This window comes from Anaerosolibacter carboniphilus, assembly GCF_014205875.1.
Lineage (GTDB): Bacteria > Bacillota > Clostridia > Peptostreptococcales > Thermotaleaceae > Anaerosolibacter > Anaerosolibacter carboniphilus.
This window is the reverse complement of sequence record NZ_JACHEN010000028.1, coordinates 52,731-67,074: the sequence shown is the minus strand read 5'-3', so window position 1 is coordinate 67,074 and position 14,344 is coordinate 52,731. Positions and strand designations below refer to the sequence as shown.

18 protein-coding genes are annotated in these 14,344 nt (G+C 35.8%); 14 read left to right on the top strand and 4 right to left on the bottom strand.

Going from position 1 to position 14,344, the window contains the following annotated elements:
• Positions 1-442 precede the first annotated feature (442 nt).
• Complete coding sequence (locus HNQ80_RS19370) at positions 443-622, top strand: hypothetical protein (RefSeq protein ID WP_184312341.1); 180 nt, start codon at positions 443-445, stop codon at positions 620-622.
• 80 nt (positions 623-702) lie between these two features.
• Here HNQ80_RS19370 and rpmB read toward each other — a convergent pair whose 3' ends face one another.
• Positions 703-894: a 50S ribosomal protein L28 gene (gene rpmB, locus HNQ80_RS19365; protein ID WP_184312340.1), complete on the bottom strand. Its 192-nt coding sequence runs from the start codon at positions 892-894 to the stop codon at positions 703-705.
• 236 nt (positions 895-1,130) lie between these two features.
• On the opposite strand from rpmB, the gene HNQ80_RS19360 reads away from it, so the two are divergent.
• The 8 genes from HNQ80_RS19360 (at position 1,131) to HNQ80_RS19325 (ending at position 7,718) form a co-directional block, all read left to right on the top strand.
• Positions 1,131-1,487 (top strand): Asp23/Gls24 family envelope stress response protein, encoded by a 357-nt coding sequence (locus HNQ80_RS19360; RefSeq protein ID WP_184312339.1) that lies wholly within the window; start codon positions 1,131-1,133, stop codon positions 1,485-1,487.
• Between the two features lie 18 nt (positions 1,488-1,505).
• On the top strand, positions 1,506-3,125 hold the full coding sequence (locus HNQ80_RS19355; protein ID WP_330602963.1) for a DAK2 domain-containing protein: 1,620 nt from the start codon (positions 1,506-1,508) through the stop codon (positions 3,123-3,125).
• Positions 3,126-3,174: 49 nt separating this feature from the next.
• Complete coding sequence (recG, locus tag HNQ80_RS19350) at positions 3,175-5,238, top strand: ATP-dependent DNA helicase RecG (RefSeq protein WP_184312338.1); 2,064 nt, start codon at positions 3,175-3,177, stop codon at positions 5,236-5,238.
• Positions 5,239-5,337: 99 nt separating this feature from the next.
• Positions 5,338-5,544 (top strand): alpha/beta-type small acid-soluble spore protein, encoded by a 207-nt coding sequence (locus HNQ80_RS19345; RefSeq protein WP_184312337.1) that lies wholly within the window; start codon positions 5,338-5,340, stop codon positions 5,542-5,544.
• A 146-nt stretch (positions 5,545-5,690) separates the two neighbouring features.
• Positions 5,691-5,897 carry an alpha/beta-type small acid-soluble spore protein gene (locus HNQ80_RS19340; RefSeq protein WP_184312336.1) on the top strand — a complete coding sequence of 69 codons (207 nt, stop codon included), beginning with the start codon at positions 5,691-5,693 and terminating at the stop codon, positions 5,895-5,897.
• Between the two features lie 314 nt (positions 5,898-6,211).
• On the top strand, positions 6,212-6,772 hold the full coding sequence (gene rsmD, locus HNQ80_RS19335) for a 16S rRNA (guanine(966)-N(2))-methyltransferase RsmD (RefSeq protein ID WP_184312335.1): 561 nt from the start codon (positions 6,212-6,214) through the stop codon (positions 6,770-6,772).
• Positions 6,769-7,248, top strand: coding sequence for a pantetheine-phosphate adenylyltransferase (gene coaD / locus HNQ80_RS19330; protein WP_184312334.1), 480 nt, complete (start codon positions 6,769-6,771; stop codon positions 7,246-7,248). Before rsmD ends, coaD begins: the two co-directional genes overlap by 4 nt.
• A 20-nt stretch (positions 7,249-7,268) precedes the next feature.
• Positions 7,269-7,718 carry an ATPase gene (locus tag HNQ80_RS19325; protein ID WP_184312333.1) on the top strand — a complete coding sequence of 150 codons (450 nt, stop codon included), beginning with the start codon at positions 7,269-7,271 and terminating at the stop codon, positions 7,716-7,718.
• 4 nt (positions 7,719-7,722) lie between these two features.
• Here HNQ80_RS19325 and ylbJ read toward each other — a convergent pair whose 3' ends face one another.
• A complete protein-coding gene (gene ylbJ / locus HNQ80_RS19320) occupies positions 7,723-9,012 on the bottom strand; it encodes a sporulation integral membrane protein YlbJ (protein WP_184312332.1) in 1,290 nt (429 codons plus the stop codon).
• A 105-nt stretch (positions 9,013-9,117) separates the two neighbouring features.
• The gene (locus tag HNQ80_RS19315; RefSeq protein WP_184312331.1) at positions 9,118-9,333 is read right to left on the bottom strand and encodes a DUF4177 domain-containing protein; all 216 of its coding nucleotides are present in this window, start codon (positions 9,331-9,333) and stop codon (positions 9,118-9,120) included.
• A gap of 306 nt (positions 9,334-9,639) precedes the next feature.
• Here HNQ80_RS19315 and HNQ80_RS19310 point away from each other — a divergent pair, with 306 nt between their 5' ends.
• The gene (locus HNQ80_RS19310; RefSeq protein ID WP_184312330.1) at positions 9,640-10,008 is read left to right on the top strand and encodes a VOC family protein; all 369 of its coding nucleotides are present in this window, start codon (positions 9,640-9,642) and stop codon (positions 10,006-10,008) included.
• A 78-nt stretch (positions 10,009-10,086) separates the two neighbouring features.
• On the opposite strand, the gene HNQ80_RS19305 is transcribed toward HNQ80_RS19310, so the two are convergent.
• Positions 10,087-11,340: a nucleotidyltransferase gene (locus HNQ80_RS19305; protein ID WP_184312329.1), complete on the bottom strand. Its 1,254-nt coding sequence runs from the start codon at positions 11,338-11,340 to the stop codon at positions 10,087-10,089.
• A 230-nt stretch (positions 11,341-11,570) separates the two neighbouring features.
• Between HNQ80_RS19305 and HNQ80_RS19300 the strand changes: the two genes are divergently transcribed.
• The 4 genes from HNQ80_RS19300 to fapR all read left to right on the top strand — a co-directional run bounded on the left by HNQ80_RS19300 (position 11,571) and on the right by fapR (position 14,343).
• A complete protein-coding gene (locus HNQ80_RS19300) occupies positions 11,571-12,764 on the top strand; it encodes an acetate/propionate family kinase (protein WP_184312328.1) in 1,194 nt (397 codons plus the stop codon).
• A gap of 132 nt (positions 12,765-12,896) precedes the next feature.
• Positions 12,897-13,403 carry a YceD family protein gene (locus HNQ80_RS19295; protein ID WP_184312327.1) on the top strand — a complete coding sequence of 169 codons (507 nt, stop codon included), beginning with the start codon at positions 12,897-12,899 and terminating at the stop codon, positions 13,401-13,403.
• A gap of 13 nt (positions 13,404-13,416) precedes the next feature.
• Positions 13,417-13,596 (top strand): 50S ribosomal protein L32, encoded by a 180-nt coding sequence (gene rpmF, locus HNQ80_RS19290; RefSeq protein ID WP_184312325.1) that lies wholly within the window; start codon positions 13,417-13,419, stop codon positions 13,594-13,596.
• 171 nt (positions 13,597-13,767) lie between these two features.
• Positions 13,768-14,343 (top strand): transcription factor FapR, encoded by a 576-nt coding sequence (fapR, locus tag HNQ80_RS19285; protein ID WP_184312324.1) that lies wholly within the window; start codon positions 13,768-13,770, stop codon positions 14,341-14,343.
• The last annotated feature ends 1 nt before the right edge of the window (position 14,344 follow it).

The following is a 14,344-nucleotide window of genomic DNA, read 5'->3' as shown; positions in this document are numbered from 1 at the left end:
TCACCTCACTTTATATATTCTACATTAACTTCGTAATCCCTTTTTGACACATAAAAAATATCCACCCTTTCGGGTGGACTTTGTCAACAGTCTCAGGTACACATTGTGTACCTTTTTTATTTGTGTCAATTTTAAAGCCGGTTGAATATAATGTAATAGCATTTGACAGTTTTATGGGACGTACACAAGGGAATGGGAGTAAAGTTTTAAAATGTCCAGTTAATTGGAACATCAGATGCAAAATAATGTAGAGAGTAATGGGGTGATATTTTGAGGAGACCATATTTGCTAAGAAGGATTTTTGGGATATTGTTAGCACTCATCGGTTCGGTTATTATCGTCGAAATGATTCCCCTATGGCTATGGTATATAATTTTATTATTCTTGATTATTTGCTTTGCTATCGTGTTTCTTAAAATAATTTAAAAGGAGCGTATATATTATGGGAAGGAGAAGATACCCCTATAATTTCTGGAGAAGAATTGATAAAAAGCTGACGGGAATCGTCCTTCTGACAATTGGGTTTGCCATCATCGCGGTAACATTCCTACCATTTACTGTCTGGATGGTTCTATGTGGATTAGGTTTAATCTATGCAGGGTATAAATTATTTATCTGTTAGTCGATGGAGGATAAGCAGTGATTATTTGTGAATGATTGTGGCATTAAATAAAGCCTACCGTGAAGGTAGGCTTTTCTAAACTAGATCGCTCTTTCAACTTTGTTTGAACGTAAACATCTAGTACATACGCTGATTCTTTTCGGAGAACCGTTTACTACTGCTTTTACTTTCTTTATGTTGGCATTCCATGACCTTCTTGTATGACGATTGGAGTGACTCACATTGTTTCCAGTAATATTCCCTTTTCCACATACATCACATGATCTTGACATATATTACACCTCCTTCGAGTGATTATACCATTTGTTAAAAACATATTCATTTTACCATATTCATGGTATTGTATGCAAGGGTTGTAATAAAATATTCTATAAAGTATGACTTCTATTAAAGAATTACGCATGATTTAAGTTGAATATGTGAAATAATTAATATAAAATATATTATATATTTCATACGTATATTGCAAATCGCTTATTTATATAAATTCTCATGGGGAGGTAAAAAGATGGTAGCGAGGCTAGATAATGAAATTGGGAGTGTTTTTATTGATAATGCTGTGCTTGCATCTATAGCAGGAGCGTCTGCCATGGAATGCTATGGGTTAGTTGGAATGGCAACGAAGTCAGCAGCTAGTGGTTTGGTTGAACTTTTAAAGAGAGAAAATATGACTAAGGGCGTAAAGGTATCTACTGATAACGATGAAATATTAATAGATTTATATATCATTGTTGAGTTCGGGACCAATATTTCTGCTGTGGCTAATAATATTATTGACAAAGTAAAGTATAATATCGAAAATATGACAGGGATGACTGTGAAAAAGGTGAACGTTAATGTTCAAGGTGTTAGAGTAGAAAAGTAATTTAAGGAGGAACTTGCTTTGAAAGCTAAATATATTGATGGTGTACAACTTAGAAAAATGATTCTGCAGGGAAAAAACTCGCTTGAGGCTAACAAAAGTACAGTGGACTCTTTAAATGTTTTTCCTGTTCCTGACGGAGATACTGGAACAAATATGTCCTTGACGATGGGGGCTGCAGCAAGGGAAGTGCAAAATATAAAGGGCGGAACTGTAGAAGATATCGCAGAGGCAGCAGCCAATGGATCTTTAATGGGTGCTAGAGGGAATTCTGGAGTAATTCTTTCTCAGTTGTTCAGAGGATTTGCAAAAGGCTGTAAAGGAAAAGAAAAGCTTAGTATAATGGATTTAGCTGTGGCGCTTAAAGGGGCTTCGGATACAGCTTACAAGGCAGTGATGAAGCCTATTGAAGGAACCATTCTTACTGTGGCTCGGGAAATTGGAGAGAAGGCTGTTGAGATCTCAAAAAGGGAGGAAAGCATTGAAAGCTTTTTAGAAACAATTATCGCCCACGCTGAAAGGGTTTTAGATAAAACACCGGATATGTTAAAAGTATTGAAACAGGCAGGCGTGGTTGATGCTGGTGGGAAAGGACTCATATTTATCATAAAAGGCTTTTATGAGGCCATCACAGGTAAAGAGACGGTTATTGAGTCAGTAGATGTTATCCAACCTATCGTCCATGATAGCATCATGGAAAATGAGGAAATAACTTTTGGTTACTGTACTGAATTCATTATCAAAGGAAAAAATATTCATATCGACAATTTTAAAATGGCTATCGGTGATTATGGAGACTGTATGCTGGTTGTAGGGGATGAGAATATGGCTAAGGTCCATATACATACCAATAATCCTGGCGAAGTGATAGAAAAGGGATTAAGACTAGGTGAATTAATCAATATAAAAATAGATAATATGAGATATCAACATCAAAATCGGATATTTGAATCGAAAATGCCTCAGGACGAGCCGGTGGACTTAAAAGAGTACGGAATGATTGCTGTAACTATGGGAAAAGGTTTGACAGATATTTTTAAAGATTTGAATGTAGATGAAATCATTACTGGTGGTCAAACCATGAATCCAAGTACCGAGGACATTAAGAATGCAATTGATCATATTGCTGCTAAGAATATATTTGTTTTTCCAAATAATAGTAATATTATCATGGCAGCAAATCAAGCAAAGGAATTGTCTGAGAAGAATATTATCGTAATTCCTACGAAAACAGTTCCACAAGGCATTGCAGCTGTTTTGGCATTTAATGCCGATGAAAGCAGTGAGGTAAATACCCAGGCAATGATGGGAGCCATGAAAAACGTAAAAACGGGTCAAGTGACTTATTCGGTGAGAGATACACAATTCAATGATATTGAAATTAAAAAAGATGATATTCTTGGGATGCAGGATGGAGAAATAAAACAGGTGGGAAGTGATATTGATGAAGTATCATTTGAACTTCTCGAGAATATGATTACTGAAGATACTGAAATGGTTACCATCTTCTATGGTGAGGATGTATCTGTTGAGAAAGCACAGGAACTAGCAAATAAGATATCTGAAGTACGGGACGATATCGATATTGAGGTTTATTTCGGCGGTCAACCGTTATATTACTATATTTTCTCTATAGAATAGGAAATGGATTAAACCGTTTCCTTTTTCTACGTATTGGGAGGTATTAAAAATGAGCGAACTAAAGAAAACTGTTCAATTTTTAAAAGGAATAGGACCTGCCAAATATAAGCGATTTCAAAAACTGGGAATTGATACAATTGAAGATCTTCTATATACTTTTCCACGAGAGTATGAGGATAGGCGGCATATTGAAAGCATCAAAAATCTTAAAAATGAGGAGAAAGCTTCTTTACGGGTAATTGTCCAAGGCGATGTTGAAAAAGTTGCAGTAAAAAGAAATTTTAGTATCTATAAATTACCTGTTCGTGATGCATCAGGTACTGCCTATGCGGTTTTCTATAATACACCATATGTTCAAAAATCTTTTTCTATTGGGGAACAAATATATCTTAATGGTAAAGTGAAAATTGCATTCGGTGAAATTCAGATTCTGCACCCAGAATATGAATTTGCAAACAATAAAGAAAGAAATTTATTTGAGCGAATTCTCCCCGTTTACAGCCTTACAGAGGGTTTGTCTCAAAATGATTTCATTAGCATCCAAAAGCAGGTGTTGCATAGCTATCTAGATTTATTGAATGAATACCTACCGCAGGATACGGTTCTAAGAAATCGTTTGTGTGATATTCATTATGCCATTCGTAATATTCATTTTCCCCAATCACCCCAACACTTAAAAGTGGCAAAATACAGACTTGTTTTTGAAGAATTACTTATTCTCCAGTTAGGCTTATCTTTAACAAAGAGCAGGCTGATCATGAACCAAGAGGGAATTTCATTCGAAAGAAAACCGGAATTATACAAATTCATTGATACGCTGCCCTATAAACTGACAAATGCCCAGAGAAAAGTATTAGATGAAATCGAAAATGATATGGAGCAGGAAAAAACGATGAATCGTTTAATTCAAGGAGATGTAGGATCAGGAAAAACGATTATTGCATTAATTGCCCTATATAAAGCGATACTGAATGGTTATCAGGGAGCTTTGATGGCTCCTACTGAAATATTGGCAGAACAGCATTTACATTCTGCGAGAGAGTTATTGGAACCTTTGGGTGTAAAAATAGCACTTTTGTCAGGTAGTATTCCTAAAAGGAAAAAAGAAGAAATTTTAAAAAGGACAGAGCTAGGAGAAATCGATCTCTTAATTGGTACCCATGCGATCATTCAAGAAAATGTTACTTTTTATAAACTAGGGATTGCTATTACGGATGAACAACATAGGTTCGGTGTGAGGCAAAGGGCTGTACTTTCTAGCAAGGGCTTGAATCCAGACATTCTTGTTATGACTGCAACACCTATTCCAAGAACATTGGCGTTGATTTTATACGGAGATTTAGATATATCTACGATTGACGAATTGCCTCCAGGTAGAAAAAAAATAAAGACGATGTGCATACAAGAGGAAAGACGTAGGATGGCGTATGATTTCGCTAAAAATCAAATTACTGAGGGACGTCAGGTCTATATTGTTTGTCCTCTGATCGAAGAATCAGAAAGTATTGAGGCCAAATCAGCCTTGGACATCTTTGAAGAGGTAAGCACCCATTATTTAAAGGATTTTCGGATTGGTTTGCTTCACGGCAAAATGAAAGGGCAAGAGAAAGAAGCAGTAATGAACGAATTTAAATCAGGGAAATTGGATGTACTGGTGTCGACAACAGTAATTGAAGTAGGTGTGAATGTACCGAATGCATCCGTAATGATCATTGAAAACAGCGAGAGATTTGGGTTGGCTCAGCTACACCAGCTACGGGGGCGTGTAGGAAGAGGTGTATATCAATCCTATTGCATTTTGATATGTAATAGCAAAAATGATCGTACAAAAGAAAGAATGCAAGTGATGGAACAATCAGAAAATGGTTTCATTATTGCTGAGAAAGATTTAGAACTTAGAGGGCCAGGCGATTTCTTCGGTACACGACAACATGGAATCCCTGAATTAAAAATCGCCAATTTATTTAAACATATTCATGTATTAAAACATGCACAAAAGGAAGCAGCTATCCTTCTAGAAGAAGATAAGGCTCTTTCTTTGGGAAAAAATATTGCCTTAAGAAGAAAGCTTGTTGAAAAATTCAAAGATACACTAGGAGAAATTAGTCTTTAGTATGTTTCCATGCTATAACTAAACTGCTAAAATCTACTAGAAATAATTTCCCTCCAAATGGTTAAATTATTATTAGAATTTAATGGGAGGTGAAAAGAGATGTCAAGAAACACAAATCAAAAGGTAGTTCCTGAAGCTAAAGCTGCATTAGATTCTATGAAACTTGAAATCGCTGGAGAACTAGGATTAAGCAACTATCAAACAGCAGATAAAGGAAATTTAACAGCTAGACAAAATGGTTATGTAGGTGGATACATGACTAAGAGACTAGTTGAGATGGCTGAAAGATCAATGTCAGGTAGATAAGAATGATAAAAAAGAAAGACTGAATCAGTCTTTCTTTTTTTATATAATAAAGACTGAATTTGTTAGCAGAACATGAAAAAATTGCTAGAGTAAAAAAACTTATACGGGTTAAATTAATAGTACAAACAACAGGAGGTGAAGACGAGATGTCAAGAAACACAAATCAAAAGGTAGTTCCTGAAGCTAAAGCTGCATTAGATTCTATGAAACTTGAAATCGCTGGAGAACTAGGATTAAGCAACTATCAAACAGTAGATAAAGGAAATTTAACAGCTAGACAAAATGGTTATGTAGGTGGATACATGACTAAGAGACTAGTTGAGATGGCTGAAAGATCAATGGCAGGTAGATAAGAATTCTATCCTATCCAAATAAAAAAGACACACTTTGTGTGTCTTTTTTATTTTACAATGAAAATCGAACAATGGATTAGAATATACCTATTATGAGAACTGAGAATGAAAAATAAAATACTGGCGAGGAATCACCAGTATTGGGAGAGGAGAAATGAAGGAAGAGCTATAAGGGGAATTATATTTAATGTGCTTGTATATAATATGTGCATATAGGTTATTTTTATACAAAGAATACGTCGAAACGTGTAAGATTCTTTTTGTTTATATTTTACATATATGCTAAAATATTTATTGAAGGGAGAGGAATACTTTTGAGAGTAATTGCTGGTGAATTAAGAGGCAGAAAAATAAAGGCTCCTGATGGACTCCATACAAGACCTACAACAGATCGTGTAAAAGAGTCAATTTTTAGCATGATATATTCCCATCTTGCTGACAGTATTGTATTAGATTTATTTGCTGGCTCGGGAAGTCTAGGTATTGAAGCATTAAGTAGAGGAGCACAAAAAGCCTATTTTATTGAGAATAATAAGCAAAGCCTAGGGATCGTAAAAGAGAATTTAACAATTCTAGGACTTTTGGATCAAAGTGTTGTTTTATTGACCGATGCTATAAGAGCTTTAAAGGAATTTGCTATAAAGGGCGAAAAATTTGATATAATATTTTTAGATCCACCATATATGAAAGGATTCATTATTCCTTGCGTGGAAGGTATTGAAGTAAATGGATTGTTGAATACTGATGGAATCATCGTTATTGAGCACAAAGTTGAAGATGTTTTACCAGATGAAATAGGAAACTTACTAAAGATGAAGGATAGACGATATGGAGATACCAATATTTCGATCTATTCAAGGGAGGCATTAAAATGAGAATAGCAGTATATCCAGGTAGCTTTGATCCAGTAACGAATGGACATCTCGATATCATCAAAAGATCATCGAAGTTGTTTGATAAAGTAATTGTTGCTGTATTACATAATGCCAATAAAACACCTCTCTTTACTGTTGAGGAAAAGATGGACTTGCTTTTTCAAGTTACGAAAGACATCCAAAATGTTGAAATAGATAGTTTTTCTGGTCTGCTGGCTGATTATGTTACGAAAAATAACATTAGCAGCATTGTAAAAGGGCTAAGAGCCGTTTCAGATTTTGAATATGAGTTGCAAATGGCTTTGATGAATAGAAAACTCAATCCCGATGTTGAAACAATCTTTATGATGACTAGCGGCGAGTATTCATATCTGAGCTCTAGTCTGGTAAAGGAAGTATTTAGGTTTAACGGCTGTATTAAAGGCTTAGTACCAGATGAAGTAATAGAGGCTATGAAGAAAAAAGTGAGGCTATAATGCAATAAGGGGGGAATCGTATGAATGTATTGAGATTGCTTGATGAATTAGAGGATATTGTTGAAAATAGCTCTACAATACCATTTGCTGGCAAAACCTTAGTAGATCGTGGAGATATTTTGGATATTATTAAGGAAATCAGAATCCAATTACCAGATGAGGTGAAGCAGGCCCAGTGGATTAAGGAGGAGCGACAAAGAATCCTTGTAGATGCACAGCAGGAAGCAGAAGCAATTATGAAAGATGCACGGACTCATATCGAAGAAATGGTAGAGAAAGACGAGATTACGAGGCTGGCTCAAAAAAGAGCAGAAGAAATCATTGAACAAGGACAAGCCCATGCAAAGGAAATTAGACTGGGAGCTCGACAATACGCTGACGAACTGTTGGCTGGTATTGAAGAAAGTCTGGAAAAATTGGGAAATACCATTAAACACAATAGAAAAGAATTAAAAGGAATGAAGGGGTAACCCTTCATTTTTTAGTTAAAAAAGTGCTGGAAAACTTGTTAAAGACACTCGCAAAAATAATGGAAATTGCAATGAGTGTAAGAACGATTATTGTAAACAGCTGACATGAGAAGAACACTTTATCAGACCAGGTTTCAGTTAGACCGGGGGAAAGTGTAGGATGAAAGACCGGCATATTTAAATTACTTGCAGTAAATTGATATAGTGGAACCAAAAGAAAAGCAAAGAAACCCGAAAAAATAGAATGCAGCAGCTTAGAACAGACATATACGGATACACTTAGATCTGTATCGTGGATCATACTGGCAGCTTGGGCTATGATAGAGAGACCGCTCCAAGAGATAATCATGGTAGCAATAATTGCTTGTTGCAAAAAAGAAATGCTTTGAACTTGAGATATTAATTTACACCCTACAGTGATTTCAAATATTCCACTAATAATACCATGTTGTATTTCTTGGTTGAAACCCAGCCATTTCCAAAGCGGCAACAATAAGCTTGAAAAGAACAAAATAATTTTTGAAATAGATAGGATATTAATTATCACAGAGAATAAAATGATAAATCCTCCTACGATAAGAATGGTTTCAATAGATTCTTTTACAGATTCGCCTAAGATTCTGCCAAAAGGCTGTTTTGGATGGACTTTGCTATTCATCAACTGTTTGAATGCATGAGTAATGCTATGATTTTTTCCCATTGGATGTATTGTAGCCTTTATATTTCTTTTATAGAAACGAAAAACTATGCCGGTGGCGATTGCACCAAGATAATGAGATAAAGCGATCATCGTACCTAGGGCGATACTATGGAACATGCCAATAGCGACAGCACCTAGCATAAAGAGAGGACCAGAGGTACTAGAAAAAGACATAACCCGTTGGCCTTCCTCCTTGGAAAAGATACCTTCCTTTCTTAGCTTTGAAACAATCTTTACACCCACGGGATATCCAGATGTGAGACTCATAGCAAATACAAAAGAGCCTTCTCCAGGAACATTAAATACAGGTCGAATGAGAGGCTCCAAGATAGAGCCGATAAAGCTTACAACGCCTAGACGAATCAAAAGCTCTGCTCCGATAAAAAAAGGAAGTAAAGAAGGCAAGACGATATTAAACCATATATCTACGCCATTTTTTGCAGACTGAACGGCTTCTTTAGGATATGATATGAGAAAAATGACAAAAAAAAGAGTAGAGGAGATCAGCAACAATCTTGAAACTGTCGTAGAGTATTTTTTGTATCTGAATTTAAGAAATAGAAGTGTAGTGGCAAATAATAATATGAGTATCATGAGTGTCCTCCAAAACTGACATACGTATATGATATATATATGAGCGTTAAGTGCATTTATTACTAAAGTACAGGTGTTGAAATGCTCAAATAGAATTTAAGTGTTTCATTTGATATCGTTATTTAGGGATACAGGGATAGTAATCCTTTCAAATATAAGCTCATAGTATTTTGCTGTACCATAGCTTGTGGCTGGGGGAGCAAAAATCTGTATGAATCTCCAACCCTGTTTTCCGTATTCTTCAATAATCTTATGATAGTCTTGCTCAACTTCCCGTGTCCAGAAACTTAAATCCAGCTTTACATAAGTATATTCATACATGATAGGACCTCCTCCATGGGACTTATTATATTAAAGTATATTTTCGTGAACCCATGAAGATGCGTATTTTTCATAAGAACTACATATAAATAGAAAATATCAAAAAGAACTGTGTGATTCTAATCTTGAATTTCCTAGGAAATAGTGAAATTTCAACGGCTTTCAACAATTTTTATGAAAGCGGATATGAGTAGGTAATGGATTTGAATTTATGACATTCTTTGGTATGATAGGATTAGAAAAGAATTATATTGACCACCTTTAAAAAGGGACAATATGAAAAAAATTACATAGGAGGTAAGAAAAATGAAATTTGTTTTTGCACATAACAACTTAAATGTACTTGACTTAGAGAAAAGCACATCCTTTTACAAGGATGCTCTTGGTTTAGTGGAAACCAGAAGGAAAGAGGCCTCAGATGGAAGCTTTATTCTTGTTTTTTTAGGGGATGAGGTTACCCCACATAAACTAGAGTTGACCTGGCTCCGTGATCGCCAAGAGCCTTATGATCTTGGAGATAATGAAATCCATCTTGCATTTATGGTGGATGAATTTGATGCAGCATATAAGTTCCACAAAGAGATGGGATGCATATGTTACGAGAATCAGCAGATGGGAATCTATTTTATAGAAGATCCAGATGGTTACTGGATTGAAATTGTGCCCAAAAGATAAGATAGAGATAGAGATAGAAAAACCAAGACCCATGAACTGGTCTTGGTTTTTCATTTGAAAGAACGAACTTGAGAAAACTTAGGAATTGAGATCATTGTGAAGAAAAAAAGGTTTTTTATAATAATCCCATCCACCTTTGCGATTTGCTGGATTAGGGTAGGCGATACTATAAATATTTGTGGCTTTAATGTCAAAGGCTAGCATTTGCTTTGCTACCTCGGCTTCCAATGGCTCCCTATTAATATTTGTAAGGATGGGTATGTTGGAATACTTTTTCAAGTGCCTTATCAGTGAAGAGCCATTTTTGGAAAAAGCCAAAACTCTGGCATATTGGGAACCCTGGGCTTGATTGAATAAGGCTAGATGTTGTTTCTGAAGATCCATCAGAGCGTGAATAAGTATCCTTTGCAGTCGTGTCATAGTATATCTTTTTGATTTTGTAGCATTAAGCACTTCAGCATGAGATGTGGCCTTCATACTAATCTCTTTGAATCGATTTTCTAGGCCCTCAGTGACATCAGGTATATTAGCAATTACGTCAGTAGGCATAGTACGCAAACGATAAAGGACAAGTTGATCGAAGTTCGAATAAAAAACGGGGCCAAATCCTAAATTGAAACAATTTTCGAGGGTGTTCAAGCTACCATTGGGCATTACCTTCGATAAAGTATTAACATCCCTTGGATCTATGGATAGATGCTCTCGAATAGCTGTAGCGCTACAGATTTCACTCCTTATTTCTGTAGAATGATAGTCGGCTTTGATACGCTTGAGTGTAAAGGGTTGAATTGGACTACGTAGTTTTAGTAAGGCTTTTATATATTCGATACCTAGGATATTATTTGGTGATTGAAGCGCTGAAGAAAGGGCATTATCTTCAAAATACTGGCTTAATGCGTTAGATCTTGCCTGTGGATAGGGTAATCCTTCTGCTAGATAGGCTTTAAGTGTGTGTCTATAAGATTCCGGTTCTACATGAAGAATCTCGGAAACCTGCATTAATTTTTCTATGGCACCCTCTTCACTGCCAAAACAGAGAAAATTAACAGCATTTAAATGATGGAGCATTGAAACAGCACCATAGGCAAATAGTTCTGCAGTATTACAAGCATAAACAAAAGGAAGTTCTAGTATCAGATCCACTCCTTCCCTTACCGCCATTTCAGCCCTATGCCATTTATCTGTGATTGCAGGTTCACCTCGCTGCAGAAAATTACCACTCATAACTGCGATCGTATGGGTTGCACCAGTTATTTTTTTTGCCTCATCAAGATGATATTTATGTCCATTATGAAAAGGGTTATATTCCGTAATTAGACCAAGTATTTTCATGGATATTTCCTCCTATAAACTTTCCATCTGGATTATGAAAAGGATACGCTGTGCTATTTATAATATTATAGAATTTTGCCAATAATATCAAAGAAATATTTATTACATAATTTCGATAAAACTTGCAAAAATCCGAAATTATTTTATAATAATAGAGGGGAAATAAAAGGAAATGAGCTTTTTTTATAGAAAGTAACTTTGTTATTAAATTATTTAGGAGGTTAATAGAAATGAATGTATTGGTAATTAATTGCGGTAGTTCATCTTTAAAGTATCAGTTGATCAACATGGCAGATGAAAGTGTTCTAGCAAAAGGTTTAGTAGAAAGAATCGGTATCGAAGGATCTATTCTAAAGCATGAAGCTGAGGGAAAAGACAAGGCCGTTATTCAACAGCCTATGGAAAATCACAAGGTAGCCCTATCTTTGGTACTTGATGCTCTTGTTGATAAGAATCATGGTGCGATCAAGGATATGAGTGAAATCTCGGCAGTTGGACATCGTGTTGTTCATGGCGGAGAAAAGTTCAGCGGGTCTGTCGTGATAAATGATGATGTAATTAAAGCTCTTGAAGAATGTATTGAATTAGCACCATTACATAACCCACCGAATCTAATGGGTATTGCTGCATGTAAGGAATTGATGTCAACTGTCCCTATGGTAGGGGTATTTGATACAGCATTCCATCAGACTATGCCAAAATCCTCTTACATTTATCCATTGCCATATGAATTGTATGAAAAATACGGCATTAGAAGATACGGGTTCCATGGTACAAGCCATAGATATGTATCCGAAAGAGCTGCAGACATGTTAGGCAAAGATATCAAAGACTTAAAAATTGTTACTTGTCACTTAGGAAATGGAGCAAGTTTGGCTGCTATTGATGGTGGAAAGTCAGTTGATACCAGCATGGGCTTTACACCATTAGAAGGATTAGTAATGGGAACACGTTCTGGAGATATTGACCCTGCTATTGTAACGTTTATTATGGAAAAAGAAAAACTAGATATTGAAGCTGTTAACAATCTACTTAACAAAAAATCAGGCGTATTGGGTATTTCAGGTGTAAGCAGCGACTTTAGAGATATCGAAGGGGCTGCCAAAGAAGGCAATGAAAGAGCTCAATTGGCTCTCGATATATTTAACAGCCGTGTAAGAAAATATATTGCAAACTTTGCGGCTGTGATGAGCGGCGTAGATGCAGTCGTATTCACCGCTGGATTAGGCGAAAATTCAGCATCCAATAGAGAAGAGATTTGTAAAGGTCTCGCGTTTATGGGAATCAATATTGACTCAGCGAAGAATAACGTAAGAGGTAAAGAAGTAATTGTAAGTACTGATGAATCTAAAGTCAAGGTTCTAGTAGTACCAACCAATGAGGAGTTGGTAATTGCAAGAGATACACTTGAATTAGTAAAGTAGATAGGGGGAGGTAGGATGGAGGTCCTACCTTTTCTAAATAGAGAATAAATTCATAGGTATCAAGTAATTTAGCTTGACAAATACATGCGCCATTTGTATAATAAAATCTGTCGATATAATGAGGTGAAATAATTGAAAGTTAATATTAAAGAAGTAATCTCAGGACAAAAAGGTAGCATAAACTTTGAAATCAGTGAAAAAATAACGGATATGTTTTGTTTTGGGGATGAGGTTACCTTTATTACACCCATTACATTGAAAGCAGAAGTTATGAAGATTGATCATAAACTTTTCATAAGCGGCAGCGTGGAAGGCACAGCTGAGTTTGTCTGTGCTAGATGCTTAAAGGGATTTCAGAAGGAAATTAAGGAAAAAGTTTATGGACAATTGATTGATAATGAGGATGAAGAAGAGGAAATGGATGAGTGTTATTCGATCGAGGAAGAGCTGATTGATACGTCTGAAATCATACATGATGTTTTGGTTACATCCTTTCCAATGAAGATTCTCTGTGATGAAAATTGTAAAGGTTTATGTTCAGTCTGTGGCAAAGATCTCAATGTTGATGAATGCAACTGTAATATAGAAGAGATTGATCCTAGACTTGCTAAATTAAAGGATTTGTTACAACAAGATTAAGGAGGTGGAAATAATGGCAGTACCTAAGCGCAAGATTTCTAAAGCAAGAAGAGATAGTAGAAGAGCAGCAAATATAAAAATGACAGCCCCTAATATCATAGAGTGTCCACAATGTCATGAACCAAAATTACCACATAGAGTATGTAAAGCGTGTGGATTCTATCATGACAAAGAAGTAGTAAAGGTTCAGTAATTTAAAATAGTAATGATGATTTCATCATTACTATTTTTTCTTTTTGAAAAAAAGGTTGTCTTTTTATGTCTAAGGAATTTCATTCATAAAAATGTTGATTATGGGATATAAATAATATATACTTAATATTAGTAGTAGGTACTAAATACTAGTACTAAAGAGGTGAGTAAATTGGCAGACAAAAAAGGAAAGAAGCAGATACGGCAGGCAGCATTGCTTAAAAAGCTGGAATTAGAGCCATTTGTTACGGATGAAGAGCTTTGTGAAACCTTTGGGGTAAGTATTCAGACGATCCGTTTAGATCGATTAGAACTAGGAATTCCAGAGCTAAGGGAGAGAATAAAGCAAGTAGCTGCCAAGAACTACCGGAAGGTTAAAACCCTTGGAAAAGCAGAAATCGTTGGGGAATTGATTGACATAAACTTAAATGAAAACGGAATATCCATACTGGAAACTACCGATGAGATGGCATTTAGAAAGACGAAGATTGTTCGGGGACATCATATTTTTGCAATGGCAGAGTCCTTGGCAATGGCGGTTATAGATGCAGATGTTGCATTGAGCGGTGTAGCAAACATGAAATATCGAGTGCCAGTTTTTGCAGGGGATAAGCTGGTAGCAAAAGCAGAAGTTACACGTATTAGAGGGAATAAATATTTTGTTCATGTGAAAATATCTGTTAATCAAGAACAGGTTTTTAGAGGAAAATTCATTTTGGTTTCAATTTGGGATGAAGAGGAGGAATAGC

Coding starts and splice junctions, on each gene's coding strand:
- coaD (WP_184312334.1), top strand. CDS start 6,769: ATGAGAATAGCAGTATATCCAGGTAGCTTTGATCCAGTAACGAATGGA.
- ylbJ (WP_184312332.1), bottom strand. CDS start 9,012: ATGATACTCATATTATTATTTGCCACTACACTTCTATTTCTTAAATTC.
- HNQ80_RS19305 (WP_184312329.1), bottom strand. CDS start 11,340: ATGAAAATACTTGGTCTAATTACGGAATATAACCCTTTTCATAATGGA.
- rpmB (WP_184312340.1), bottom strand. CDS start 894: ATGTCAAGATCATGTGATGTATGTGGAAAAGGGAATATTACTGGAAAC.
- HNQ80_RS19325 (WP_184312333.1), top strand. CDS start 7,269: ATGAATGTATTGAGATTGCTTGATGAATTAGAGGATATTGTTGAAAAT.
- HNQ80_RS19310 (WP_184312330.1), top strand. CDS start 9,640: ATGAAATTTGTTTTTGCACATAACAACTTAAATGTACTTGACTTAGAG.
- HNQ80_RS19315 (WP_184312331.1), bottom strand. CDS start 9,333: ATGTATGAATATACTTATGTAAAGCTGGATTTAAGTTTCTGGACACGG.
- HNQ80_RS19340 (WP_184312336.1), top strand. CDS start 5,691: ATGTCAAGAAACACAAATCAAAAGGTAGTTCCTGAAGCTAAAGCTGCA.
- HNQ80_RS19345 (WP_184312337.1), top strand. CDS start 5,338: ATGTCAAGAAACACAAATCAAAAGGTAGTTCCTGAAGCTAAAGCTGCA.
- HNQ80_RS19300 (WP_184312328.1), top strand. CDS start 11,571: ATGAATGTATTGGTAATTAATTGCGGTAGTTCATCTTTAAAGTATCAG.
- rpmF (WP_184312325.1), top strand. CDS start 13,417: ATGGCAGTACCTAAGCGCAAGATTTCTAAAGCAAGAAGAGATAGTAGA.
- recG (WP_184312338.1), top strand. CDS start 3,175: ATGAGCGAACTAAAGAAAACTGTTCAATTTTTAAAAGGAATAGGACCT.
- HNQ80_RS19370 (WP_184312341.1), top strand. CDS start 443: ATGGGAAGGAGAAGATACCCCTATAATTTCTGGAGAAGAATTGATAAA.
- HNQ80_RS19360 (WP_184312339.1), top strand. CDS start 1,131: ATGGTAGCGAGGCTAGATAATGAAATTGGGAGTGTTTTTATTGATAAT.